This window comes from Marinobacter sp. H13, assembly GCF_059072335.1.
Genome location: NZ_JCACRU010000001.1, coordinates 3,562,437 through 3,586,946 on the forward strand (window position 1 = coordinate 3,562,437; position 24,510 = coordinate 3,586,946).

Sequence of the window (24,510 nt, forward strand, 5' to 3'; positions counted from 1 at the left end):
GAATCCTGAAAAGGGGAGTGAACGATGGAATTCAAAAATGTGGCAGCCATTGTAACAGGCGGTGCTTCCGGGCTGGGCGAGGGTGCGGCCCGTGCGCTGGCGGCATCCGGATGCAAGGTGGCGATCCTGGATCTTCAGAAAGAGCAGGGCCGCAAGGTGGCCGAGGACATTGGCGGGATTTTCCTTGAGTGCGATGTAAGCTCCCCCGACAGCGCCGAAGCCGCCATCAACGCCGCCCGCGAGGCCCATGGCCCCTGCGGTATTGCCGTGAACTGCGCCGGTATTGCCACGGCCTCGAAGATTCTGGGCCGTGAGGGTGTGATGCCGTTGGAGAACTTCAGCAAGGTTATTCAGGTCAACCTGATTGGTACCTTTAACATCCTGCGCCTGGCGGCAGCGGATATGGCGCAGCGCGAACCCAATGCCGATGGTGAACGCGGTGTGATCATCAATACAGCATCGGTGGCCGCCTATGAGGGCCAGATTGGCCAGGCGGCCTACAGTGCCTCCAAGGGCGGTGTGGTATCGCTAACCCTGCAGTCGGCCCGTGAGCTGGCTCGCGAGGGCATCCGTGTAAATACGATTGCACCGGGCCTGTTCATGACGCCCATGATGGCGGGTATGCCCGAGGAAGTTCAGGAAAGCCTGGCGGCCACGCTGCCGTTCCCGAAGCGCCTCGGCAAGCCGGAAGAGTTCGGCATGATGGTGGATCAGATGGTGCGTAACCCGATTCTCAATGGCGAAGTGATTCGTCTGGACTGCGCGCTCCGCATGGCGCCCAAGTGAAGCATTCAATTGCAGGAGACATACATGACCGTGTCTGTTGATAAAGAAGAACTGGGGATGTTCCGGGATTCCGTTATCAAGGTCCTGGAAAAAGAAGTGACGCCGCACTACGAAGCCTGGGAGAAGTCCGGGCTGGTGCCTCGCGAGCTCTGGAACACCCTGGGCAACGCCGGAATGCTGTGCGTGGATGTGCCTGAAGAGTGGGGCGGCATCGGTGCGCCTTTCCAGTTCTCCGTGGTGGTAGGTGAAGAGCTGGCCCGCATGGGATTCGGCGCGCTATCCACCAACGTGATGGTCCATTCGGACATTGTCGCTCCCTATCTGAGCCACATGGGCAATGAAGATCAGCGTCAGCAGTGGTTGCCCAAGCTGGTTTCCGGCGAAGCCGTTGGCGCCATCGCCATGACCGAGCCCGGTGCCGGCAGTGACCTGCAGGCGATCCGCACCAGTGCGGTGAAAGATGGCGATGACTACATCCTGAACGGCTCCAAGACCTTCATCACCAACGGTCAGCACGCTGATATGGTCATCGTTGCCGCGAAAACCGATCCGAAGGCCGGCGCCCGGGGCATCAGTCTGTTCCTGGTGGATACCTCACTGCCTGGCTTCAGCAAAGGCCGCAACCTGGACAAGATCGGCCAGCATTCCGGGGATACCTCCGAGCTGTTCTTCTCCGACATGCGCATCCCGGCTTCCGCGCGTCTTGGCGAAGAGGGGCAGGGGTTTGTGTACCTGATGAAGGAACTGCCCCGTGAACGTCTGGTGATTGGCGCCCTTGGCGTGGCTGCCGCCCGTGGCTCCCTGGATCTGACCATTGCCTACGCCCAGGAGCGGGAACTGTTCGGACAGAAACTGGCCCAACTGCAGAACACCCGATTTGAAATCGCGCGCATGGAAACCGACTACCGGGTGAACAAGGCGTTCGTGGACCAGTGCATCGACCAGTACGACCTGGGTGAACTGGACGCGCCAACTGCCTCCATGGCCAAGTACAGCGCCACTGAAATGCAGTGCCGCGTGGCCGATGGCTGCCTGCAGCTGTTTGGCGGTTACGGTTACACCACCGAATACCCGATTTCCCGGGCCTTTATCGACGCGCGGGTGCAGCGCATTTATGGCGGTACCTCGGAAGTCATGAAAGAAATTATTGCCCGGTCGGTACTGGGCAAAGCCTGAAAGAAGGGCCTTTAAGGCCTCAGAAGGCAAGTCGAATGCTCGGGGTCCGAGCAGGGGGCAGCCTCTCCGGGACTGTCTGCAGCATGGATGCTGCAGTCAAGCGTACAGGGAAGTATTTACAGCGTGTCCCGGAGAGGCTGCCCCCTGGTCGGGCCTTCCACAGAATCAGGAGGACAACCAAATGAATAGCAATGATGTGGTAATAGCAGGCTCAGCAAGAACCCCGATGGGCGGCATGATGGGCTCCCTCAGCTCCGTGCGCTCGCCGGATCTGGGCGCTATCTCCATCAAGACCGCCATTGAACGCTCCGGCCTCCAGCCGGCGGATGTGCAGGAAGTGATCATGGGTTGCGTACTGCCCGCAGGCCTCGGCCAGGCCCCGGCGCGCCAGGCCTCCCGTGCTTCCGGCATTCCCGACAGCTCCGGCTGCACCACCATCAACAAGATGTGCGGCTCCGGCATGCAGGCCGTGATCATGGCCCACGACCAGATCAAGGCAGGCACCAATAACATCATGATCGCTGGCGGCATGGAAAACATGAGCCAGGCGCCGTACCTGCTGCCCAAGGCCCGCGCCGGCATGCGCATGGGCCATGGCCAGGTGATGGACAGCATGTTCCTGGACGGCCTGGAAGACGCCTACGAAGGCGGCCTGATGGGCGTTTTCGCCCAGCGTACAGCTGACAAATACGACATCAGCCGCCAGGCCATGGACGAATTTGCCATCGGTTCCCTGCAGAAATCCCTGGCGGCCATCGAAAACGGTTGGTTCCGCGACGAAATTGTTCCGGTAACCGTACCTGGCCGTGGCGGTGACACCGAAGTCGACACCGACGAGCAGCCGGGCAACGCAAAGCCGGAGAAAATCCCGCACCTGAAGCCGGCCTTCGCCAAAGACGGTTCCGTGACCGCGGCCAACTCCAGCTCCATCAGCGACGGCGCCTCCGCCCTTGTTCTGGCCTCCGCCGCCGAAGCCGACGCCCGTGGCCTGACACCCCAGGCCCGCATCGTGGCCCACGCCACTCATGCCCGACTGCCGGCCGAGTTCACCCTTGCGCCCATTGGTTCCATCGAGAAGGTGCTGAAGAAAGCCGGCTGGAGCGTGGACGACGTGGATCTCTTCGAGATCAACGAAGCCTTCGCCGTTGTCACCCTGGCGGCCATCAACGAACTGAAACTCCCGGCTGACAAGGTGAACGTCCACGGTGGCGCCTGTGCCCTGGGGCATCCGATCGGTTCTTCCGGTTCGCGGATTATCGTTACCCTGATCAATGCCCTGAAGCAGCGTGGCCTGAAGCGCGGTGTGGCTTCGCTGTGTATTGGTGGTGGCGAGGGGACTGCCGTTGCTATCGAGTTGATCTGATTTGGTGGAATTGTCCTCGTTGTAGCCTGCCCATTTTAGGGCGGGCTTGCGGGGTGTCCGGTGAATTTTTCTTGGAAAAAGAACTCGCTTCGCTCAGACACCTTTTTCCGGCGAAAAATCCACCGGTCACCCCGCGCCGAGATACCCCCTGAGATATCGCGAAGTTAGTGACTTTGATATCAGTCATGCGGCCCAAGCCATGATTTGCTAGCCTTAAATGCATTGAACGTCCCCGGCATTGGAGAAAGAACCCCCGTGCGAAAGAGCCACGAGTTTATTGAGGAATCCCGCAAACAGTGGAGTTCCGAGCCCGCGTTTGTGGCTTCGATGGCCGCAGCGGCTGTGGGGCTTGGGAACCTGTGGCGGTTTCCGTACATGGTGGGGGAGAACGGTGGTGGCGCTTTTGTGGTGGCCTATCTGCTGGCGCTGATTGTCGTGGTTTTGCCCATCATGATTCTGGAAGTGTCTGCAGGACGTCTTTCCAAGGGCAGTACGGTTCAGACCTACCGGCAGGTGAACCGCTTCGGGGTTGTTTACGGGTGGTTTGTGGTGCTCATCACCATGGCCATTACCAGCTATTACCTGGTGATTACCGGCTGGACCCTGGGTTATGCGGTGGATGCCGCAACAGACAATCTCCGAGTGTTTGGCGACTTTACCGCCGGGTATAACTCGCTCTGGTATTTCTTCGCGGTGACCGTGCTGGGGGCAGTCATCCTGGCCAAGGATGTGACGGCCATTGAGCTGATGTCGAAGATCCTGATGCCGGTGTTGATCATTGTGATGATCGGTCTGGTGATTTTCGCCAGCCGCACACCCGGTTGGGAGCAGACCAAGGATTTCTTTTTCCAGGTGGACTGGAGCCGGCTGGCGGACGGCAAGCTTTGGGCGTTTGCGTTCGGGCAGGCGTTCTACACGCTGGCGATTGGTCAGGGCTACCTGGTGACCTATGGCAGTTTTATCCCCCGGCAGACCCACGTGCCCCGGGCCTGTCTGATCGTTGCAGGTACCGAGACCAGTGTGGCGCTGCTGGCGGGCTGGATGATCTTTCCGTTTGTGTTCAGTCTGGGTATGGAGCCTACGGAGGGCAGTCAGTTGGCGTTTGTGACCATGCCGCGGGTGTTTGAGGATATGGCTGGCGGCTATTGGGTCGGTACGCTGTTTTTCAGCCTGTTTTTTATGGCGGCGTTCAGTTCCAGCCTGGCTGGACTGAAGGTGATGATTGCGGCGGTGTCGGAAGAGTTTCGGCTCAGCAATGGCAAGGCTGTGAGTCTTGTCACTCTTGTCATGCTGGTGCTGGGCACGGCATCCGCGCTGAGCTTTACGCCCCTGCAATGGAACATTGCGGGGGAGCCGGTGCTGGATGTGATCGACCGGGTGGCCGGCGGTAATGTGATCATCTTCTCCGGGGTGTTGGGGGCCGCCATGTTCTGCTGGTTCATTCCGCCCGAGAAGATCCGGACGGTACTGGGCACCCAGAGCCGCTGGTGGGAATGGCGTATGTACCTGGTTGGTCGCTACCTGCCGCTGGTGATGCTGATCTGGATTGTGGTGACCTATGCCTTGAGCCAGGTGGGCATCACTCCGGCCTGACCTGGAACTCCCTGGCGTCGATCTTCAGCTTTTTCAGGCGCGAGGTCAGGGTGGTGGGTTTGATGCCCAGCATGGCCGCCGCGCCGTCATCGCCGAAGACCCGGCCACTGCTCATCATGAGGGCCCGGGCCAGATTCTGCTTCTCCAGGTCCCGCAACTCCTGTTCCGTCATCAATTCGCCGCTGTAATGTCTCGCCGGGGCCACTTCTGCCGGGGTGGTTCGGGCAGCGGATTCTGGCCCTGGCAGGTCCAGATCCAGCCGACCGTCTGAGGTGATTACCTGGCGCTCGATCACGTTCTCCAGCTCCCGCACGTTGCCGGGCCAGTGGTAGGCTTTCAGGGTTTCAACGTCACGCTCTTTCAGGGCCAACTGCGGTCTGTTGAACTTCTGGCAGGCCCGGTTCAGAAACTCCTGGGCGAGGATGGGGATGTCCTCCAGGCGCCGGCGCAACGGCACCGACTCGATGGGGAACACGTTCAGGCGGAAATAGAGATCTTCCCGGAAAGTTTTCTCCTGGACTTCCGATTTCAGGTCCCGGTTGGTGGCGGCAATCACACGAACATCCACCGCCCGGGTGTTGTTTTCGCCCACACGCTCGAATTGCTGGTCCTGCAGCACCCGGAGCAGCTTGCCCTGGAGTTCAAGGGGGATTTCGCCCACTTCGTCCAGGAACAGGGTGCCGCCGTCGGCCAGTTCGAATCGGCCCACGCGATCGCTGACGGCGCCGGTGAAGGCACCTTTGATGTGGCCGAAGAACTCGCTCTCGAACAGATCCTTGGGGATGGCCGCACAGTTCACCCGAATCAGGGGCCGGTCCCGTCGGCTGCTGGACTGGTGGATGGCGCGGGCAATCAGCTCCTTGCCCGTGCCGGATTCGCCGGTGATCAGCACGTTGGCATCGGTGGGCGCCACCATACCGATCCGGCGCACGATGGCTTTGATGGCCTCGCTCTGGCCGAAGATTTCGTGGAAGTGGTACTCGGCGCTAAGTTCTTCCTGCAGATAGGCGTTCTCCATTTCCAGCCGGTGCTTGAGGGTCTCCACTTCCTCCAGCGCTTTCTGCAGTTCTTGCTGGGCTTCCTGGCGGGCGGAGATATCCCGGAAAACCACCACTGCACCCACCGGATGCCCGTTGTCCAGGATCGGTGTGCTGGTGTATTCCACCGGGAAACCGCTGCCGTCCTTGCGCCAGAACCAGTCCTCGCCAACCCGCTTCACACTGGCATCGCGGAAGGCGGCGTATATCGGGCAGTCCTTGAGCGGGTACAGGCTGCCATCGGCATGGGAGTGGTGCACCACGCGGTGCAGAACCCGACCCATGAGTTCGTCAATTCGCCACCCCAGCATGCGCTCGGCGGCAGGGTTTGCGAAGGTGCCGCGCCCCTCGGCATCCACCCCGTAGATGCCTTCCCCGACAGCATGAAGAATCAGCTGGTTTTCCCGCTCCATGTCCTTGAACAGCTCTTCCACCCGCCGCCATTCAAGCAGGCCGCCCCGGTGGTAGTGGTTGGCATCGTGGCGCTCCCGAAGGGTTCGCAGCTGGCGTCGGTCCCTCAACAACAGCAGCACATTCTGGGTTTCCGCCTCGCCGACCCTGGATGAGGAGATTTCCAGTTCCACGGTGTGGCCGTCCCGGTGCTGGAGAAAGAAATCCCGGCTCCAGCCGTGGCTGCGAAACAGGGTTTCCTCAGTGAATGCAATCAGTTGGGGCCGCTGGTCGGTGAACAGGTGGGTGCATGGCGTTCCGACGAGAGATTGCCGGTCGGTGCCGATCATCCGGCCCATGGCACTGTTGGCGGACAGAATCAGATCCCGGCCCGCGTCTACCAGCAGGGCCGCTTCTGGTAGGTGGTCAATCCAGCTGCCGGTTATTTCAGGGTGAATGATGGCTTCGGTATTCATGGCGATTTCCTGAGTCAGTCCCCGAAGGAGGAAACAAACCCTGTGCCAACTACGAAAAATCGCAGTCCTGGCTACGAAAAATCGTGAAATACGAAATGTCGTAGCTCTCCTGTTTTCAGGCTTCGCATGCCTAATGATTTAAAAACAATGGGTTAAAAAAATAGCCGGACTTGGCACAAACCCTGCGATAGCTCTCTCAGAACGCGGAGCCGACCCGACCATTTTCAGCCTCGGGCCCGAGCCGCACCTTTGTTGCACCGTGAGAGTGCAGAAATAACCCAAAACTTAGGTCCCAAACCCAGGAGAGTGCGCCATGACCACGAAAAGCCTTGGAAACCCGTTTGACGGTGACAAGTCCCTGATTCACGCAAAGACCTGCGGCTGCCCGGAGTGCAAACCCGGCGACAGCACCCCGTCCATTTCCCTCGATCTCAAGCCCTCTGCCGGCCAGCAGGCAGTTGCTGACGAGCATCTGGATTCAGAAGCGATGATGGATCGCGCCATCGAGGGCGCGGTGGTGCGCTCGGTGTTTGGTCACAACGAACACAGCCGGCGTGCCTTCATGAAAATGATGGGCGCTGGTACCGCAGCGGCGGTTCTGGGCAGCGTGTTCCCGATGGAGAAGGCGAAGGCCGCGGTAAAGGAATCCCTGGGCAAGCTTGAGAAGACCAAGCTGAACGTTGGCTTTGTACCGATCACCTGTGCCACGCCCATCATCATGGCTCACCCCATGGGCTTTTATGAGCGCTATGGCCTGGATGTGACCGTTACCAAGACCGCAGGTTGGGCGGTGGCCCGGGACAAGTCCCTGGCTGGCGAATACGACGCCTCACATATGCTTACTCCCATGCCCCTGGCGATGACCATGGGCGCGGGCTCCACACCGGAGCCGTTCATCATGCCGGCCGTTGAGAACATCAATGGCCAGGCCATCGTGCTGCACGTCGACCACAAGGACAAGCGCGACCCGAAACAGTGGAAAGGCTTCAAGTTTGGCGTGCCGTTCGAGTACTCCATGCACAACTTCCTGCTGCGTTACTACCTGGCCGAGAACGGTATCGACCCGGACAAAGATGTGCAGATCCGTGTGGTCCCGCCACCCGAGATGGTTGCCAACCTCCGCGCCGGTAACCTGGATGGCTACTTGTCACCGGATCCGTTCAACCAGCGTGCTGTTTGGGAGAAGGTGGGCTTCATCCACATGCTGACCAAGGACATCTGGGAAGGCCACCCGTGCTGCGCCTTTGCCTGCAGCAAGCAGTTCGCGACCCAGAACCCGAACACCTACGGCGCCCTGTTGCGCGCCATCATCGACGCGACGCAGTACTCCAACAATCCGGATAACCGTAAGGAAATCTCCGAAGCCATCGCGCCAAAGAACTATCTGAACCAGCCGGTTCCGGTGATTCAGCAGGTGCTGACCGGCTACTACGCCGATGGCCTTGGCGAGGTAAAAGACGTGCCGGACCGCATCGACTTCGACCCGTTCCCGTGGCACTCCATGGGCGTGTGGATCCTCACCCAGATGAAGCGCTGGGGTTATATCGAGGGTGATGTGGACTACAAAGGCATTGCCGAGCAGGTCTACCTGGCGAGCGAGACCGGCAAGATCATGGAAGAACTGGGTTACACCGCTCCGGACAAGACCTACAAGACCCACACCATCATGGGCAAGACGTTCGATTCTGATCGTGCCGAAGAATACGCACGCAGCTTCGACATCGGGAGGGTGTAACCATGGCTTCCCTGAACGTCCGGGCAGCACTGCTGTCGGTGTCGTTCCTGATTCTGGCCCTGGGGCTCTGGGAAATGGCAACCCAGCCCCCGGAGGCCCAGACAGGACTGACCGAATACGAAATGCTGATGGGTGGTGTGGAGCAGGAATCCCGGGTGCCGCCACCCTCGGCGGTGATCAAGCTGGCCTGGGCGGAGTTGTCCGATCCGTTCTATGACGCCGGCGCCAACGACAAGGGCATCGGCATCCAGCTGGCCTATTCGGTGTACCGGGTATTGACCGGCTACCTGGCGGCCATGGCCATTGCGCTGCCCGTCGGGTTCCTGATCGGCATGTCGCCGCTGATGTACAAGGCCCTGAACCCTTACATCCAGGTGCTGCGGCCAATTTCGCCGCTGGCCTGGATGCCCCTGGCCCTGTTCATCATCCAGGACTCCGATGCCTCAGCGATCTTTGTGATCTTCATCTGCTCGATCTGGCCAATGCTTCTGAACACCGCCTTTGGTGTGGCGAACGTGAGGCAGGACTGGGTCAACGTGGCCCGCACCCACGAACTCGGCCCACTGCGCACCGCCATTACGGTGATCCTGCCGGCCGCAGCACCCACCATTCTGACCGGCATGCGGATCTCGATTGGCATTGCCTGGCTGGTCATCGTGGCCGCGGAAATGCTCGTGGGCGGCACCGGCATTGGCTACTACGTTTGGAACGAATGGAACAACCTGGATCTGGCCAGTGTGATCTTCTCCATCCTGATGATCGGGGTGGTGGGCATGCTGCTCGACCTGGCCCTGGGCAAGGCCCAGAAACTGGTGGAATACAAAGAATGAGCGGTCCGGCACCGGTTTCCGGTGCCGGCCTCAACCCTCCGAATGGAGACCTGTTATGAGTAAATCATTCCTGGAAGTAGATGGCCTGTCCAAAGTCTATCCGGACGGCCAGGGCGGTGAGCTGACCGTCTTCGAGGATATCCGCTTTGCCCTGGAGAAAGGTGAGTTTGTTTGCATCATCGGCCACTCCGGTTGCGGCAAATCCACCATCCTGAACGTGTTGGCAGGCCTGGACGAAGCCAGCGCCGGCAACGTGGTGATGAACGGCAAGGAAATCAAAGGCCCAGGCCTTGAGCGCGGGGTTGTGTTCCAGAACTACAGCCTGCTGCCCTGGAAAACCACCCTGAACAACATCGTCTTCGCCGTGCGCGCCCGCTGGCCGGAGTGGTCCAAGGAAAAGGTGAAAGAGCACAGCGAACGCTACCTGAAGATGGTGGGCCTGGACCACGCCCTGAACCGCAAGCCGTCCCAGCTGTCCGGCGGTATGCGTCAGCGGGTGAGTATCGCCCGGGCCTTCGCCACCCAGCCGGAACTCCTGCTGCTGGACGAGCCTTTCGGCGCGCTGGATGCGCTCACCCGGGGTGTGATTCAGGACGAGCTGGTGAAAATCTGGGAAGAAACCCGCCAGACCGTGTTCATGATCACCCACGATGTGGACGAAGCCATTCTACTGTCTGACCGCATCTTCCTGATGTCGAACGGCCCCAACGCCCGCATCGCTGAGAGCGTGAAAGTGGACATTCCGCACCCGCGGGCCCGGGCCACCATCTTCCAGAACCCGGCCTACCACAAAACCCGGGACTACCTGGTGGACTTCCTGGTCAACCGAAGCGGCTCGGCTCTGCCGGAAAAAGACGGCACCCCGAAAATCGTCGAACCCGCCAAAGGCGTTGCCCAGTCCACGCCAGCGTCTGCCGACTCTGAAACCGAATCCGAATCTGAGACTGCCGCCCGTGCGGTGAATGCCTGACGTTAAAACCCAAGAGAGGAAACAGCCATGATGAACAAAGAACTGATGACCGCAAAAATCCTGGAAGCCAAAGTGTCCAAGGGAATGACCTGGGAAGCCATCGCCGAAACCATCGGCCTATCCCCGGTGTTCACCACCTCAGCGGCCCTGGGTATGAACAGCCTCACCGAAGACAAGGCCTTTGCCCTGTGCGAAGTCCTCGACCTGGACAAGCCGATAGCCGAAGCCCTGCAGGTCTGCCCCAAAAAAGCCTGGGACGGCGCCGTTCCGCAGGATCCGCTGATTTACCGTTTGTACGAAGTGGTGGGTGTCTACGGCGACACTATAAAAGAGCTCATCCATGAGAAGTTCGGCGACGGCATCATGAGTGCCATCGATTTCACCATGGACATCGAGAAGGAAGAGAATCCGAAGGGCGACCGTGTGGTCGTGACTATGAACGGGAAGTTCCTGCCTTACAAAGCCTGGTAAATCGGAAGAGCCCGCCTTTGTAGCCTGTTGGTTGAGGGGCGGGCCTGCGGGGTGGCAGGTGGATTTTTCTTGGAAAAAGAACTCGCTTCGCTCAGACACCTTTTTCCGGCGAAAAATCCACCTGCCACCCCGCGCCGACGTGCAACACGGGTTCACCGGTTTAAGGATTTTTGTGCTTTTGTAGGTTGGATTAGCCGCAGGCGTAATCCAACGGGTTTTGTCGGATTACGCTTCGCTAATCCTACGAAATATTCCCTTTAGAATTATCGCTGCTGCCCGTCGGTAGGGGGTGGGGGTATTTTTTCTGACAGGGAAAAGATGTCTGAGCGCAGCGAGTTGTTTTCCCCGAAGAAAAGATACCCCCACCCCCGTACCTGCCCGCCAAATCTCAGGCTACAGAAAGACCACGCCCGCCAAACCTCAGGCTAGGAAAGGACGATACCCCCCAAAGTCTCAGGCCGAACGAGACCGGGCCACAGATCCAGCCGCGAGGGCAACCTCGGCAACCGTATGAAGCTTCTCCAGTTGCGACTGCAACATGGCAATCGGCCGCGTGCCTTCCAGGGTGAGGGCGATGTTCAGATGCTCGCCGGCGGTTTCGACGGCCATGGTGGCAATCCGGAACCCGCGGATGCGGACCACCTGGCAGAGCCGCTCGAGGGCGGCGGCTTCGTGGGTCATGCGGCAGTTGATGGTGTAGCTGGGCGTTGATGGCTGGCTTTGCGGGTTCATGCAACTTGCTCCTTGCTGGCTTTTGCGGTGCGGGCGGTTTCGTCGATCATGTCTGTGTTGCTTGCGCCGGGTTTGACGATGGGCCATACGTTTTCTTCACGGCTGATGGCAACGTGCAGCAGCATCGGGCCGTTGTAGGCCAGGATGGTTTCGATGCCGCGGCGGATCTGGTCGGTGCGTTCGATGTGCAGGGCCGGAATGTCGAAGGCCCGGGCCATGGCGACGAAGTCGGGGTTGTCGTCCAGGTTTATCTGGCTTTCGCGGTTGTTGTAGAACAGTTCCTGCTGCTGGCGGACCATGCCCAGGCACTGGTTGTCCATGACGATCAGCTTTACCGGCAGGTTGTAGCGGCGGATGGTGGCCAGTTCCTGGGCGTTCATCATGAACGAGCCATCACCGGTTACGTTGATGACGGTGCTGTTGCGATCCGCAAACTGGGCGCCGATGGCAGCTGGCAGGCCGAAGCCCATGGTTCCGAGGCCGCCGCTGGTCAGGTGATGGCGCGGGTGATAGAAGTCGTAATGCTGGGCCACCCACATCTGGTGCTGGCCAACGTCACAGGCGATGACGGTGTCGTCCGGGGCAATCCGGGAGAGCTGGCGGATGAAGGCCGGGCCGGTGATCGGGGCCATCGGGTCATCGTTGTCGGCCGCATGGAAGCCGCCGGTGGTGTGCCAGGTGCGGCACTGTTTCTGCCATTCATTGATGGCCAGTGGCTCGGCCTGCAATGCGTCCGCCAGTGATTTCAGTATCTCGTTCAGGTCGCCGCGGATGGCCAGGTCGGCGTCGCGCAGTTTGTTGATTTCGGCTGCGTCGGCATCGATGTGAATCATCCTGGCGTTGGGCGCAAAGCCATCCAGTTTGCCGGTGGCGCGATCATCCAGGCGGGCGCCGATGACCAGCAGCAGGTCGCACTCGTCGACGGCCTTGTTGGCAGCCCGGGAGCCGTGCATGCCCAGCATGCCGAGGTTGTAGGGATTGTGTTTCCCGGGGTTGCCGATGCCTTTCAGAGTTACAACCGCGGGCAGGGCGGAGGATTCGGCAAAGGCCCGGAAGCTGTCCTCGGCGTGGGCCAGGCTGATGCCACCGCCACTGTAGAGCAGGGGCTTGCGGGCTGCGCGCAGCATTGCCAGGGCGTCCGTCAGGTCGGTTGAAGCTGTTTCACGGGCTTCAGGCTGGGGGAAGGGCGCATAGGCCGCTTCGCTCAGCAACAGGTCCTTGGGAATATCAATCCAGACCGGCCCGGGGCGACCGCTCTGAGCCAGTTCGATCGCCTCTTCCATGATGGTCGGCAGGCTGTCTGCATCGTCAATCAGGTAACTGTGTTTAACGATGCCCAGGGTCATGCCCAGTACGTCGGTTTCCTGGAAGGCGTCGGTGCCGATCAGGCCCGAGGGAACCTGGCCGGTGATCACCAGCATGGGAATGGAATCCCGGTGCGCGTTGGCAACGCCGGTGATCAGGTTGGTGGCGCCGGGGCCCGACGTGGCAATGCAGACGCCCAGCTTGCCACTGGCCCGGGCGTAGCCGTCTGCCGCCAGGGCGCAGCCCTGTTCATGGCGGCACAGCACGTGCTCCACGCCCACATCGTCCACCAGCGCGTCGTATAGCGGCATGATGCAGCCACCCGGATACCCGAAAACCGTGCTGATGTTGTGGCGGTGGAACGCTTCAAGAATGTGCTGTGCGCCGTTCATGGTCGTTTTTCCCTTTTCTTTTGCCGTAAAAAAAGAAACCCCCGGGACCTTTCGGTGCCGGGGGTTTCTGGTGTTTTGTCAGGTTTGTCGCTATCTCACCCGCTTGTCCACGCAGAAGCCCCCGGACGGTACCACGACCACCAGGACAAGCTTCACAAGGACAATCACTGCGTTGAGATTCATAAAATCGACAGTCTGCTCTGAATTCGTAAAAAGATTCTGTGTAGAATCTACCCCACGTTTTTATACAGATGCAACCGTTAATTGCCGGTTTTTCTGCCAACCTCCGATTCAGGAACAGTGAGCATTCAATGACGAAAGCAAAATGGGGTTCTCTTGGGCTGTCACTTCTGATCGTGATCGCGCTGGTGGTCTGGATGGCGACCGGTGAGGTAAAGGTGGCCAGTGATGAGGCTCCGGAACGTCAGGACAGCGGCGATGGCCAGCCTACAACTGTGCAGGTGGAAACCCTGACGGCACGGCTGCATGAGCCGGGCCTGATGCTGCAGGGCCAGTTGGAGCCCTGGAGTTCGGTGATGCTGAGTGCCCAGGTGCCCGGCCGCGTGGAGTCTCTGGCTGTGAGTCTGGGTGAGCAGGTCCAGCAGGGTCAGAAGCTGCTTACGATAGCTGATGAAGGGCGGAGTGCCGCGGTGTTGCGCTGGCAGTCCCAGGTTCGGAAACTGGAAGCGGACCTGGTGGCGGCCCGCCGGCTCCGCGCCAATAACCTTGCCTCGGAATCCCAGATTTTGAGCCTGGAAAGCGAACTTGCTGCCGCTGAAGCGGAGCTGACCGGTGCCCGACAGGCCATCAGCCACCTCACTCCCGAGGCGCCTTTTGACGGCATTATCAACAGCAAATCGGTGGATATCGGCGATCTGGTGCAGGTGGGTTCCCCCCTGTTTCAATTGGTGAGGGTGGATCGCCTGAAGGCTACCGCGCAGATCCCCCAGCAATCGGTGGGCAATGTGGCGCCCGGTCAGTCTGTTCGCGTGGATTTGCTGGATGGCAGCCGTCTTTCTGGCGTGGTGACCTTTGTGGCCAGCGCTGCCTCGCCCGAAACCCGGAGTTTTGCCGTGGAGATCGCGGTGGAGAATCCGGATCGCAAACGGGTGGCCGGTGGCAGCGCCAGCCTGCGGGTGGCATTGCCGGAGGTAAAGGCGATGTTTATCTCACCCGCTTATTTGTCCCTCGGTGATGACGGTCGCCCCGGTGTGAAATACGTGAACGGTGAGAACCGTGTCGAGTTCGGTGAAGTGAAGTTGTTGAGTGTATCCACCGAGGGTGCCTGGGTGACCGGCTTGCCGGATGAGATCCGCCTGATTACCCGCGGCGGTGGTTTCGTCAGCACCGGGGAACAGGTTGTGCCGGTCGACGCCGCTGAAGACAGGGGCTAGACCGCATGCGCGCACTGATCTTCGCAGCCATTGATCGCAGCCGGACCACCTTGCTGACGCTTCTGTTCCTCCTGCTCGGGGGTATTGCCGCGTTTCAGACCATCCCGAAGGAAGCCAACCCCGACGTCACCATCCCCATGATCTATGTCTCCATGACCCTGGATGGCATCAGCCCGGAGGACGCCGAGCGTCTGCTGGTGCGGCCCATGGAGCAGGAGCTGCGTTCGCTTGAAGGCATCAAGGAAATGCGTGGTACCGCCTCGGAAGGTCATGCCTCGGTGATGCTGGAGTTCGATGCCGGGTTTGATCCGGACAAGGCGCTTCAGGACGTGCGGGAGAAAGTGGATACAGCACGTACCAAGCTGCCCCAGGAAGCGGATGAACCCAGGGTAAACGAGATCAACGTGTCCCTGTTCCCGGTGCTGTCCGTGGGTCTGTCTGGCCCCTTGTCGGAGCGGGAGCTGATAACCATCGCCCGGCGGTTCCAGGATGCCATCGAGTCTATCCCGGAAGTTCTGGAAGTGGAGATTGGTGGCGATCGGGAGGATCTGCTGGAAATCGTGGTCGATCCCCAGGTGCTGGAGAGCTATGGCGTTGATTTTGATCAGCTGGCTTCGCTGGTAACCCGCAACAATCAGCTGGTGGCGGCCGGCTCGCTGGATACCGGCAATGGCCGCATGGCCCTGAAAGTGCCCGGGGTGATCGAAACCATCGAGGATGTGATGTCCATGCCGATCAAGGTGGACGGTGACACAGTGGTCACCTTCGGCGATGTGGCCATGCTCCAGCGTACCTTCAAGGACCCCACCGGTTTCGCTCGTATCAATGGGGAGCCGGCGCTGGTGCTGGAAGTCTCCAAGCGCTCGGGTGCCAACATTATCGAGACCATTGCCCAGGTTCGTGAGTTGATTGATCAGGCCAGACCGGAGCTGCCGGACTCTCTGGAAATCCGCTACATCATGGATCAGTCCGAAGAAGTGCGCGATATCCTCAGTGATCTGCTGAACAATGTACTTACCGCCATCGTGCTCGTTCTGATTGTGGTGATCGCCGCCATGGGACCTCGTTCTGCGGTGATGGTCGGGCTGACCATTCCGGGCGCGTTCCTGACCGGTATCCTGGTGATCTGGAGCATGGGGCTCACGCTCAATATCGTGGTGCTGTTCAGCCTGATTCTGGTAGCGGGCATGCTGGTGGATGGCGCCATCGTGGTCTCGGAGCTGGCGGACCGGAACCTGTCGGAAGGGCAGACGGTCAAGCACGCCTGGGCCGAGGCGGCCAGTCGCATGGCCTGGCCCATTATTGCGTCGACCGCAACCACGCTGGCGGTGTTTGTGCCGTTGTTGTTCTGGCCCGGCGTTGTCGGGGAGTTCATGAAGTTCCTGCCGCTGACGGTGATTATCTGTCTGATTGCTTCCCTGGCCATGGCGCTGGTGTTCCTGCCCGTGCTGGGCAGCACCAGTGGGGGGCGCCGGGCGCGGCAGGGGCATTCTTCGGGGCGCCTGATGGAGGGTTATCGACGGGTACTGGGGCTGCTACTTCGTTCACCGGGGCTGACGTTGATTGGTGTGCTCTGCGTGATCGCCGTGATCTACGCCGCGTACGCCCGCTTCAACCATGGGGTTGAGTTCTTCCCCAGTGTGGAGCCGGATTCCGCCCAGGTTCAGGTGAGGGCGAGGGGTGATCTTTCAGTGTGGGAGCGGGATGCCATTGTGCGTGAAGTGGAGCAGCGGTTGCGTGGCATGCCCGAGGTGAAGGCCCTGTACGCCCGCTCAATGGTACAGACCAGCTCGCAACTGGCGCCAGATGTCATAGGCGTTCTGCAATTCCAGTTTACCGACTGGTTCACCCGGCGACCGGCCAGCGCGATTCTCGAGGACTTCCGCGACATGACCTCTGATATAGCGGGCGTTGAGCTGGAATTCCGCAAACAGGAAGGTGGGCCTGCCGAAGGCAAACCGATAGAGCTACAGGTGAGCAGCCGCGAAGCAAACAGTCTCAATGGCTACGTGGACGAAATCAAAGACCGCATGCGTGAGCTCGGTGGTTTCGTGGACATCGAAGACGACCGCAGCCTTCCGGGGATTGAGTGGCGGCTGCAGGTTGACCGGGAAGCCGCCGCTCGCTTCGGTACCGATGTGCTGGGTATCGGCAGTGCCGTGCGCTTGGTGACCAACGGGTTGAAACTGGCCACCTATCGCCCTGAGGACGTGCGGGATGAAGTGGACATCGTGGTGCGAGTTCCGAATAACTGGCGGGAACTGGATCATCTGCAGCGCCAGACCATTCATACCTCCCGGGGCCAGGTGCCGCTCTCTGAATTCGTCGATCTTCGCCCGGGCGACAAAACCAACAGTATTGTCCGGGTGGATGGCCAGCGCACGGTAACCATCAAATCCGATCTGGCACAGGGGCGCCGCGTGGATGAGCTGCTGCGGGCCCTGCAGGCCGAGATGCCGGAACCGCCAGAGGGAATTTCGGTGAAGTTTGCCGGCGAGAACGAGGATCAGCAGCAGGCATCAAACTTCCTTGCGACGGCCTTCCTGGTAGCCATCGGCCTCATGCTGTTGATACTGGTGACCCAGTTCAATTCGTTGTACCAGACCTTCCTGATTCTCTCGGCGATTGTGCTCTCCACCGCCGGGGTGCTGCTCGGGCTTCTGGTAAACGGTCAGTCGTTCGGCATTGTGATGGTGGGAATGGGTACGATTGCCCTGGCAGGCATCGTGGTAAACAACAACATCATTCTGATCGATACCTACAACCAGATGCGCAAGGACGGGGTTGAGGCCTACGAGGCCGCCCTGGAAACCGGTTGCCTTCGCCTGAGGCCGGTGCTGCTGACGGCCATCACCACTGTGCTGGGGTTGATGCCCATGGTCCTCGGCGTCAATGTGGACCTGCTGACGCCCTCCCTGGGCCTTGGTGCGCCATCAACCCAGTGGTGGACCCAGCTGTCCAGTGCCATCGCGGGGGGGTTGGCGTTTGCTACGGTGCTGACGCTGTTGCTCACACCTGCATTGCTGGTGCTGGGTAACCGGGCCGGTCGGGCTTTCGGGAGTCTGACCAGCCGCTTCCGAACTACTTAATGCTTGATCCGGCCCGCCAGTTCCTGGGCCCGGGCAGCCATGGCTTCCAGTTCAGGTACCGTGCGCAGGTTGTTTTCAGCAGCCTGGTGCATGGCTTCGGAGGTTTCGGCCACATCCGTGACATTGCGGTTGATGTCTTCACAGACACTGGTCTGTTCTTCGGCCGCTGTAGCAACCTGGGTTGTTGCGTCGTTGATGCTGCCCATGCGCCGGTTGATTTCGGCCAGGGTGGCGCGTACGGCTTCAACGGCCTCGCTGCTTTCCTGAGCTACAACGCCTGAGGCCTGCATGAACTCGGTGGCGTCCCGCGAAGCCCCACTGATGGCGCCGATGATCTGGTCGATTTCCACGGTGGCTTCCTGGGTCTTGGCAGCCAGGTTCCGGACTTCATCGGCAACCACCGCGAATCCGCGACCTGCGTCGCCGGCCCGGGCCGCCTCGATGGCGGCGTTCAGTGCCAGCAGGTTGGTCTGGTCTGCAATTTCCCGGATAACCTGCATAACGTCGCCGACCTTCTTGCCATCATTGGCGAGTTGGTTAACGGTTTCGGCCGAGTTCCGGATCTGGTCGGTCAGACGCCGCATGCTGTCTACCGCCTTGTTGATCTGCGAATCCGCTGTAGCCGTCTCGTCGGATGTCTGGCTCACTTCGGTGGCTACCGAGGCAGCGTGACTGGCCACATCCTCCGCGGTGGCAGACATTTCGTTCATGGCTGTCGCAATCTGCTCAATGCGCTGGTGGGCCAGGTCAGACTGGCTGACGACACTGTCGGCGTTCTGGCGGATCAACTCGCCGGTATCGTTCAGTTGCCTGGCGTTCTCGCTCAGTTGGCTTCCGGTATCGCTGAGGAAGCGGTGCAGGCTTCGGGCAGCGTCGGCCAATTGCCCCAATTCGTCAGCCCGCTGCATGGTTACAGGATCCGAAAGATCACCGTCGCCCAGTCGGGAGATCTGCGAGGTGAGCTTCTGTGCGGGCCGGACCACACCTGACAAGAGGATCATTATCAGCGCGATGGTACCCAGAATGATGGCGGCAATCAGAAGACCCGCCACCAGCCAGCTACGCTCGGTGACAACGGTGTTCAGGGTTCGGGCCCGGACAAGGCTATCTTCACGGACTGCGGTTGCAGCATCTACAATCAGTCTGGCAGGTTCACGGTCGATCCCCTGTACCGCGGCATCGCCTGCGTTCGGATCAAAGCCTGAGCGTGTGAACGCCTCGAATCCCTCACGATAGGCACGCCCCATCGTCTGGTGTGCCTGTTTGAAGTCGGACATCAGTGACTTTGCCTGTGGCTCCTGAATTCGGGGAATCAGGTCATCAAGCTGGCTCTGTATTGATGCTTCGCGCTGCTGAAATCGGCCCCAGTATTTGTCCAGTTGTTCCGGGTCGGCTCCGCGGATCAGGACGTTTTTCCACTCCTGGACCTGGGTCTTGAAATCAGAAAGCACATCCTGGGCTTCAAGGGCGTTCACCATCCTGGTACTTACAAGACTGTTGAAGTCATCTTTGACTTTCAGGGAGAAGTTCAGGTAAATCACCGCCACTGCGGCGACGACTAGATTTGCCGTCAAAACGACGAGAAGAACCCGGTTGAGAATGCTTTTCGAGTACCAGTTCATCAGCTATTCCTGGGAGCGATCGATGGTAAGGGTGTGTCGCTAGTGTATACGTAGCGTTAGTTGATTAGGTTATCTACTTTGGTATCGGCTAGAGAAGCGGGCTCTTGAATGCAATTGGCCGACTTGAATATGAAGCTTTTATGACATCTATCTTATGAGCAACCCACTAACCGTTCTTTACCGGGACGAACACCTTCTGGCTGTCCACAAACCGGCCGGGCTGTTGGTTCACCGGAGCCCTATCGACAAACACGAAACCGAGTTTGCCCTGCAATATGCCCGGGCGCTAAATGAGGGCCAGCATGTTTACCCGGTCCATCGACTGGACCGGCCTACCTCCGGCGTCCTGGTGTTTGCCAGGGACAGCGACACTGCCCGCACGCTGGGTATGGCGCTGATGGCCGGTGAGGTGACGAAAACCTATCTGGCGATGGTGCGTGGCTGGCCGCCGGAACACGGGGAGATTGATCATCCCTTGCGAGAGGAACCGGAGGATCGACGGCTGAAAGGGGAAGAGCAGCCGGTGCGGGACGCTCTCACTTATTACCGCACGCTGGCGACGACCGAGATACCAGTGGAGATCGAGAAATACCCGAGCAGTCGCTACGCCGTTGTTGAACTGAACCCGAAAACTGGCCGAAAGCACCAGTTGCGCAGGCATATGAAACACATCAACCACCCGATCATTGGCGATGCCAATCACGGTCGGGGCCGCCACAACCGCTATTTTGCAGAGCGATTCGGCCAGGGGCGGTTGATGCTGGCCGCAACCCGGATGGCATTCCGACACCCTGTTTCGGGTAAACCACTGACCATTAGCGCCGCGCCTGAGGCGAGCTTTCTGGAGGTGTTATCGCTTTTCCCGGGATTTGACGTACGGGATCACTCGGAAAAGTAGCGCTTGATAAACTCTGGGTAGGGAAGCGGTTTACTGTAACGGTAGCCCTGAAGGTAGTCGCAGCCTTTCTCGAACAGCCAGCTTTCATGGGCTTCGCTCTCCACACCTTCTGCAACGACAGAAAGGCCAAGCCCCCTGGCCAGGCCAATGATCGACAGGGTGATAGCGCAATCGTTTTCGTCATCCGGAAGGTTGTTGATGAACGAGCGGTCGATCTTGATGCGGGAGAAGGGCAGGCTTTTGAGCCGGGACAGCGATGAGTACCCGGTGCCAAAGTCGTCGATAGCGAGCTCGGCGCCGGCGTGTACCAGCTGTTCCAGAACCCGACCGATGACACTGAAATCACCCTGGATGGAGTCTTCGGTCACCTCAAACTGCAGGGCACTGACCGGCATGCCCTGGTTACCGCAGATCTCTTTTACCAGCTCTGGCAACTCTGGGACCAATATCTGCTCTGCCGACAGGTTGACGGATATCGTTGGTAATGGCGTATTCCGGTCTTTTGCCTCACGCCAGTGGGCGCAGACGTTTTTCAGCACACAGGCGCCCAGCTCATACATCAGGCCGGCGCTGCGCGCCACGTCCAGAAATTCAATCGGTGACAGCCAGCCACGTTGCGGGTGCTGCCAGCGAACCAGGGCCTCGGCGCTTTCCAGCTGTGTTCCCGTGCGGTCCATGATTGGCTGGTAGAAGACATCGAGGCCGCTGGTTCTGAGTGTTTCCCGCAGCTCGCTCTCGAGCGCAAACCGGGAGCGGGCTGTCATCTGGATTTCCGAATCGAACAGGGTCGAACGGTCCCCGCCCTGCCGTTTCGCGTGGTACATCGCAGCCTCTGCGCCTCTGAGCAGTTCTTCTGACTCGTGGCAATCGCCCGGGAAGTGACAGATGCCCACACTGGCACTGACATTCAGATCCTGATCGGACACCCGGATCGACTGGCGAATACGGCTATGGATCTCGCGGATCACCTCGTCCAGAAAGCTCGGCTGGGTGTAGTTGCGAATAACCAGGGCAAATTCATCCCCTCCAATGCGCGCCAGAAAGTCCTTGCCCGCCAACTGGATTTCTTTCAGGCGCTGTCCGATATCGGCGATGACCTGATCCCCCGCCTGAGGGCCAAGGCCATCGTTGATGGTTTTCAGGCGGTCAACGTCAATCCAGAGCAGTGCAAGACTGCCGGTGCCCCGGCCTTTGATCTTGCGCACCAGGTGGTTCAGCCGGTCACGCAGTGAATCAATGTTGGCGAGTCCGGTGAGGGAGTCGTAGCGACTGACGTATTCCAGCGCCCGCTTGGATCTCAGCCATGCCTCGTGAGTGTTCATCAGGCTTATGGTGTCTGCAATGGCAGCTGACAGCGAAATGTCCGGGACCGACCAGTCACGGCGCACACTTGACTCCAGGCAGACAACCCCGCTGAGTTGTTCGCCGTCGAAAATCGGCGCGTCTAACATGGAATGAATGTTTTGCACGGACAGATAATCGCGGTCGAAGGAACGGGTACGGATATCATTGCGGGCGTCTTCCACGGCAATGACTCGTTCTTCGGTGATGGCGCGGAAGTAGTCAGGGTGGTCTGAGCGAAACAGGTTGAACTCTGAGCCATTCTGCGCGATGCAGCTATTGCGGCCGGGCAGCTCTGTGTCGTGAAGCCACTCGCAGGTGATCCGGTCCCGTTCCGGAGGGAAAAGCCAGACACTCGCCCGTTTCACGCCCAACAGCCGGGTGCACAGCTCCATGAGTGCTGCCAGCTTCCGGGGGCGGGGCATCTCGATAAAGCTGGTATTGTGGCTCAGCTCCATCAGTGCCTTGTGGTGGGTCACGAGGACTTCACTGTCACGCATGGCCGGGCTCAATAAATTGTCCTTCTTCGAATTACGAACGGCCTTGGCTCTCGGTTTGGATACTTGATCAGGTTACGTCTAAGTTCTTTAAAGAATATGGCAGCTGTTTTTATAAGTGTCCAACTTCAAGCGGGATTGGCCAGTGAGTCCCTGGCGTTTTGTTCCCCACTGCCAGGATTGTTCCGGCTGAAATCGCAAAGCAGCGGCCAGGGATGGGTGGCTTCCAGAGTGAAGGCGATATCCAGCAACGTGCGTTCGCCTCCGTGCCGCCCCATAAACTGAACGGACACGGGCAGTTGATCGGGCGTGTGGCCCATGGGCAGTGAGATTGCCGGTGCGCCCGTGGCGTTTGCCAGAGGGGTGAAGCTCACATACTCGCGCAGCCGTTCGAACAGGGTGTCAAAAGGCACATCGGGGCTCAGATGGCCAGGGGCGGGTGTGGTGTGGCCAAGTACCGGCGTGAGCACGGCATCAAATCCGGCCATGGCATGTGCATAGTCGTGCCAGGAACGCTTGAGCCGCCAGAGCGCAGTTGGCAGGCGCCAGAACTGTCGCCGGAACATCCTGTCGAGGCCGTTGGTCAGGCCGTCTGTTTTGTGTTTGTCGAAGGCCGGGTGAAGCAGTTTCCTGCCGTTGGCCCTGATGCCGAAGGCAAGCAGTGCCCAGTACAGGGCAAAGTCATCGGGGAAGGTGCTGTGCACCGGAACGGGCACTGGCTCAATGCGGTGGCCCATTTTTTCCAGCTTGAGCGCCGTTTCTTCGACAGTCCATCGGGTGATGTCATCGGTTTTGTGACCATTGATGGAATCCAGCACCAGTCCGATTCTCAACGGACGACCGGAGGGGCCCTCCATTCTTCCAATGGGCGGCAGGCCGGGATTGCGGAAATAGGTCTCGGCCTGCTCGAAAAAATTAGCGGTATCCCGTACCGAGCGCGTCACTACGCCCTCGCTGATAATGTTGATCGGCAGGGAGGTCGCCGCTTCGTTGTCTATCAATCGTCCTCGTGTGGGCTTAAGGCCGACCAGGCCGCAGCAGGCGGCCGGAATCCGTATGGAGCCTCCGCCGTCATTCGCGTGGGCAATGGGTACCACGCCGGCCGCCACAAGGGCCGCTGAACCGCCTGAGGAGGCTCCGGAGGAATAGGCCAGGTTCCACGGGTTACAGGTTGCCGGCGCGTGTGCGGGCTCGGTTGTGGCGTTGAATCCGAATTCCGGCAGGGTGCTTTTACCCAGGCACAGAAAACCCTGGGCAAGCAACTGGCGGGCAAATGGACTGGTATCGGATGCAGGAACGCTGGGCACGGCCAGGGAGCCGTGCCGTGTGGTCATGCCCGACACGTTGGTGTTGTCTTTGACAAGTGTTGGAACACCGCGGAACAGGGGAAAGGAACCGGTCTGGTCGGCGGCATCAAGCTTTGAAGCAGTCCGGATCGCCTGGTCGTAATTCGCCGAGGCCAGACCGTGAAGGAGCGGTTCGACCGCCTGTGCGCGAGCGATAGCGGCTTGAGTGAGTTCGGTGACCGATATTTCCCGGCGGCGGACCCGTTCGGCAAGGGCAGTGGCGTCATCGCAACCTATCGCGTCGTTTCTGAAACTGTGGCAGGACTGCGGGGCGCTCATGGCCAGACTCTCCTTGAAAGTGATTCCACGACTCTACTGCATTTGAAAATGTGATGACATGTCATTTTAGGTAGGGTGAGTGGTCGGCGGCTAGCACAGGGCCTTTTCACAGACCTCTTCAAATAATAAGCTGTCGGCCTGAAAACGTTGTAAGCGATCCTGATGGAATTTATTGAACCCCTCGTACGCCACTTTCTCGGCATTTTCTTTCTGATGATCGGTCTGCAGTTTGCTGGCCGAAGCCTCGGGCTGTATCAGAGAATGCGCTTTTCGCACATTAACTATGGTGAGCGAGGGAGTGCGCCCTGGTGGCACCGGCAAACCTTCAATGTGTTTCGGGCGTTCATTCTCGGCGTCTGCGTGGTGCGGATTTTTGCGGATATCGACCCCTGGCTGGGCGTGTTCGGCCCGCTCTATGTGTGGCCGATTTTGCTGGTTGGCATGCTCCTCCTGATTGGCTCATTTACTACCGTGAACTATCTGCAGGCCTACATGCATGAGGATTGGCGCTCTGGTATCGATCCTCGGAAGGATGAGCGCAAACTGCTCACAGGCGGGCCATTTGGCCGTTCCCGTAATCCCCTGTTCCTGGCTGTGATGGCTGGGCAGCTCGGTTTTTTCCTGGCCTTGCCCAGTGTGTTTTCCCTGGTATGCCTGGTGGCCGGTGTACTGGTGATCACCCGCCAGGCCCGGGAGGAGGAGAAGGCGCTGGCGGATAAATTTGGCGAGGACTACGAGCATTATCGCGTGCGGGTACCGCGCTGGTTCTGACCCGGTGACGGCAGAGG

At 59.7% G+C, this 24,510-nt stretch carries 18 protein-coding genes; 12 read left to right on the forward strand and 6 right to left on the reverse strand.

Translation table 11 applies throughout. The features are described from left to right. Positions 1-24: 24 nt before the first annotated feature. The 4 genes from AC5JQH_RS16640 (at position 25) to AC5JQH_RS16655 (ending at position 4,918) form a co-directional block, all read left to right on the forward strand. On the forward strand, positions 25-786 hold the full coding sequence (locus AC5JQH_RS16640; protein ID WP_014576485.1) for a 3-hydroxyacyl-CoA dehydrogenase: 762 nt from the start codon (positions 25-27) through the stop codon (positions 784-786). A 24-nt stretch (positions 787-810) separates the two neighbouring features. Further along, complete coding sequence (locus tag AC5JQH_RS16645; RefSeq protein WP_008170599.1) at positions 811-1,962, forward strand: acyl-CoA dehydrogenase family protein; 1,152 nt, start codon at positions 811-813, stop codon at positions 1,960-1,962. 181 nt (positions 1,963-2,143) lie between these two features. After that, a complete protein-coding gene (locus tag AC5JQH_RS16650) occupies positions 2,144-3,325 on the forward strand; it encodes a thiolase family protein (protein WP_273070802.1) in 1,182 nt (393 codons plus the stop codon). 255 nt (positions 3,326-3,580) lie between these two features. Then, positions 3,581-4,918: a sodium-dependent transporter gene (locus AC5JQH_RS16655; protein ID WP_493791566.1), complete on the forward strand. Its 1,338-nt coding sequence runs from the start codon at positions 3,581-3,583 to the stop codon at positions 4,916-4,918. Here AC5JQH_RS16655 and AC5JQH_RS16660 read toward each other — a convergent pair. Continuing rightward, positions 4,905-6,821, reverse strand: a complete 1,917-nt coding sequence (locus AC5JQH_RS16660; RefSeq protein ID WP_493805778.1) for a sigma 54-interacting transcriptional regulator — start codon at positions 6,819-6,821, stop codon at positions 4,905-4,907. The genes AC5JQH_RS16655 and AC5JQH_RS16660 overlap by 14 nt on opposite strands. A 313-nt stretch (positions 6,822-7,134) precedes the next feature. Here AC5JQH_RS16660 and AC5JQH_RS16665 point away from each other — a divergent pair, with 313 nt between their 5' ends. The 4 genes from AC5JQH_RS16665 to cynS are packed head-to-tail and all read left to right on the forward strand — an operon-like array spanning position 7,135 to position 10,827. Further along, positions 7,135-8,556 carry an ABC transporter substrate-binding protein gene (locus tag AC5JQH_RS16665; protein ID WP_008170591.1) on the forward strand — a complete coding sequence of 474 codons (1,422 nt, stop codon included), beginning with the start codon at positions 7,135-7,137 and terminating at the stop codon, positions 8,554-8,556. 2 nt (positions 8,557-8,558) lie between these two features. Continuing rightward, positions 8,559-9,386 (forward strand): nitrate ABC transporter permease, encoded by an 828-nt coding sequence (gene ntrB / locus AC5JQH_RS16670; RefSeq protein WP_008170590.1) that lies wholly within the window; start codon positions 8,559-8,561, stop codon positions 9,384-9,386. A gap of 55 nt (positions 9,387-9,441) precedes the next feature. Beyond that, entirely contained in the window at positions 9,442-10,356 is a 915-nt protein-coding gene (locus AC5JQH_RS16675) for an ABC transporter ATP-binding protein (RefSeq protein ID WP_008170588.1), read from the forward strand. Between the two features lie 27 nt (positions 10,357-10,383). Next, entirely contained in the window at positions 10,384-10,827 is a 444-nt protein-coding gene (gene cynS / locus AC5JQH_RS16680) for a cyanase (protein ID WP_008170587.1), read from the forward strand. Between the two features lie 453 nt (positions 10,828-11,280). On the opposite strand, the gene AC5JQH_RS16685 is transcribed toward cynS, so the two are convergent. Together AC5JQH_RS16685 and ilvG are read right to left on the reverse strand one after the other, a co-directional pair. Next, positions 11,281-11,559, reverse strand: coding sequence for an ACT domain-containing protein (locus AC5JQH_RS16685; RefSeq protein ID WP_062785269.1), 279 nt, complete (start codon positions 11,557-11,559; stop codon positions 11,281-11,283). Beyond that, positions 11,556-13,256, reverse strand: a complete 1,701-nt coding sequence (gene ilvG, locus AC5JQH_RS16690) for an acetolactate synthase 2 catalytic subunit (protein WP_104270268.1) — start codon at positions 13,254-13,256, stop codon at positions 11,556-11,558. The genes AC5JQH_RS16685 and ilvG overlap by 4 nt, the downstream gene beginning before the upstream one ends. A 311-nt stretch (positions 13,257-13,567) precedes the next feature. On the opposite strand from ilvG, the gene AC5JQH_RS16695 reads away from it, so the two are divergent. Then, the gene (locus AC5JQH_RS16695; protein WP_104270269.1) at positions 13,568-14,650 is read left to right on the forward strand and encodes an efflux RND transporter periplasmic adaptor subunit; all 1,083 of its coding nucleotides are present in this window, start codon (positions 13,568-13,570) and stop codon (positions 14,648-14,650) included. Between the two features lie 5 nt (positions 14,651-14,655). Then, positions 14,656-17,739, forward strand: a complete 3,084-nt coding sequence (locus AC5JQH_RS16700; protein ID WP_053114759.1) for an efflux RND transporter permease subunit — start codon at positions 14,656-14,658, stop codon at positions 17,737-17,739. Here AC5JQH_RS16700 and AC5JQH_RS16705 read toward each other — a convergent pair. After that, positions 17,736-19,361, reverse strand: a complete 1,626-nt coding sequence (locus tag AC5JQH_RS16705) for a methyl-accepting chemotaxis protein (RefSeq protein WP_008170578.1) — start codon at positions 19,359-19,361, stop codon at positions 17,736-17,738. The genes AC5JQH_RS16700 and AC5JQH_RS16705 overlap by 4 nt on opposite strands. A gap of 154 nt (positions 19,362-19,515) precedes the next feature. Here AC5JQH_RS16705 and AC5JQH_RS16710 point away from each other — a divergent pair, with 154 nt between their 5' ends. After that, positions 19,516-20,259 (forward strand): pseudouridine synthase, encoded by a 744-nt coding sequence (locus AC5JQH_RS16710; protein WP_493805779.1) that lies wholly within the window; start codon positions 19,516-19,518, stop codon positions 20,257-20,259. Here AC5JQH_RS16710 and AC5JQH_RS16715 read toward each other — a convergent pair. After that, positions 20,244-22,100, reverse strand: a complete 1,857-nt coding sequence (locus AC5JQH_RS16715) for a putative bifunctional diguanylate cyclase/phosphodiesterase (RefSeq protein WP_430417080.1) — start codon at positions 22,098-22,100, stop codon at positions 20,244-20,246. The two genes, AC5JQH_RS16710 and AC5JQH_RS16715, sit on opposite strands and share 16 nt — an antisense overlap. 125 nt (positions 22,101-22,225) lie before the next feature. Beyond that, complete coding sequence (locus AC5JQH_RS16720) at positions 22,226-23,722, reverse strand: amidase (RefSeq protein ID WP_493791563.1); 1,497 nt, start codon at positions 23,720-23,722, stop codon at positions 22,226-22,228. 162 nt (positions 23,723-23,884) lie between these two features. On the opposite strand from AC5JQH_RS16720, the gene AC5JQH_RS16725 reads away from it, so the two are divergent. Beyond that, positions 23,885-24,493: a methyltransferase family protein gene (locus tag AC5JQH_RS16725; protein ID WP_008170570.1), complete on the forward strand. Its 609-nt coding sequence runs from the start codon at positions 23,885-23,887 to the stop codon at positions 24,491-24,493. The last annotated feature ends 17 nt before the right edge of the window (positions 24,494-24,510 follow it).

Coding starts and splice junctions, on each gene's coding strand:
- AC5JQH_RS16640 (WP_014576485.1), top strand. CDS start 25: ATGGAATTCAAAAATGTGGCAGCCATTGTAACAGGCGGTGCTTCCGGG.
- AC5JQH_RS16645 (WP_008170599.1), top strand. CDS start 811: ATGACCGTGTCTGTTGATAAAGAAGAACTGGGGATGTTCCGGGATTCC.
- AC5JQH_RS16650 (WP_273070802.1), top strand. CDS start 2,144: ATGAATAGCAATGATGTGGTAATAGCAGGCTCAGCAAGAACCCCGATG.
- AC5JQH_RS16660 (WP_493805778.1), bottom strand. CDS start 6,821: ATGAATACCGAAGCCATCATTCACCCTGAAATAACCGGCAGCTGGATT.
- AC5JQH_RS16665 (WP_008170591.1), top strand. CDS start 7,135: ATGACCACGAAAAGCCTTGGAAACCCGTTTGACGGTGACAAGTCCCTG.
- ntrB (WP_008170590.1), top strand. CDS start 8,559: ATGGCTTCCCTGAACGTCCGGGCAGCACTGCTGTCGGTGTCGTTCCTG.
- AC5JQH_RS16675 (WP_008170588.1), top strand. CDS start 9,442: ATGAGTAAATCATTCCTGGAAGTAGATGGCCTGTCCAAAGTCTATCCG.
- cynS (WP_008170587.1), top strand. CDS start 10,384: ATGATGAACAAAGAACTGATGACCGCAAAAATCCTGGAAGCCAAAGTG.
- AC5JQH_RS16685 (WP_062785269.1), bottom strand. CDS start 11,559: ATGAACCCGCAAAGCCAGCCATCAACGCCCAGCTACACCATCAACTGC.
- ilvG (WP_104270268.1), bottom strand. CDS start 13,256: ATGAACGGCGCACAGCACATTCTTGAAGCGTTCCACCGCCACAACATC.
- AC5JQH_RS16695 (WP_104270269.1), top strand. CDS start 13,568: ATGACGAAAGCAAAATGGGGTTCTCTTGGGCTGTCACTTCTGATCGTG.
- AC5JQH_RS16700 (WP_053114759.1), top strand. CDS start 14,656: ATGCGCGCACTGATCTTCGCAGCCATTGATCGCAGCCGGACCACCTTG.
- AC5JQH_RS16705 (WP_008170578.1), bottom strand. CDS start 19,361: ATGAACTGGTACTCGAAAAGCATTCTCAACCGGGTTCTTCTCGTCGTT.
- AC5JQH_RS16710 (WP_493805779.1), top strand. CDS start 19,516: ATGAGCAACCCACTAACCGTTCTTTACCGGGACGAACACCTTCTGGCT.
- AC5JQH_RS16715 (WP_430417080.1), bottom strand. CDS start 22,100: ATGCGTGACAGTGAAGTCCTCGTGACCCACCACAAGGCACTGATGGAG.
- AC5JQH_RS16720 (WP_493791563.1), bottom strand. CDS start 23,722: ATGAGCGCCCCGCAGTCCTGCCACAGTTTCAGAAACGACGCGATAGGT.
- AC5JQH_RS16725 (WP_008170570.1), top strand. CDS start 23,885: ATGGAATTTATTGAACCCCTCGTACGCCACTTTCTCGGCATTTTCTTT.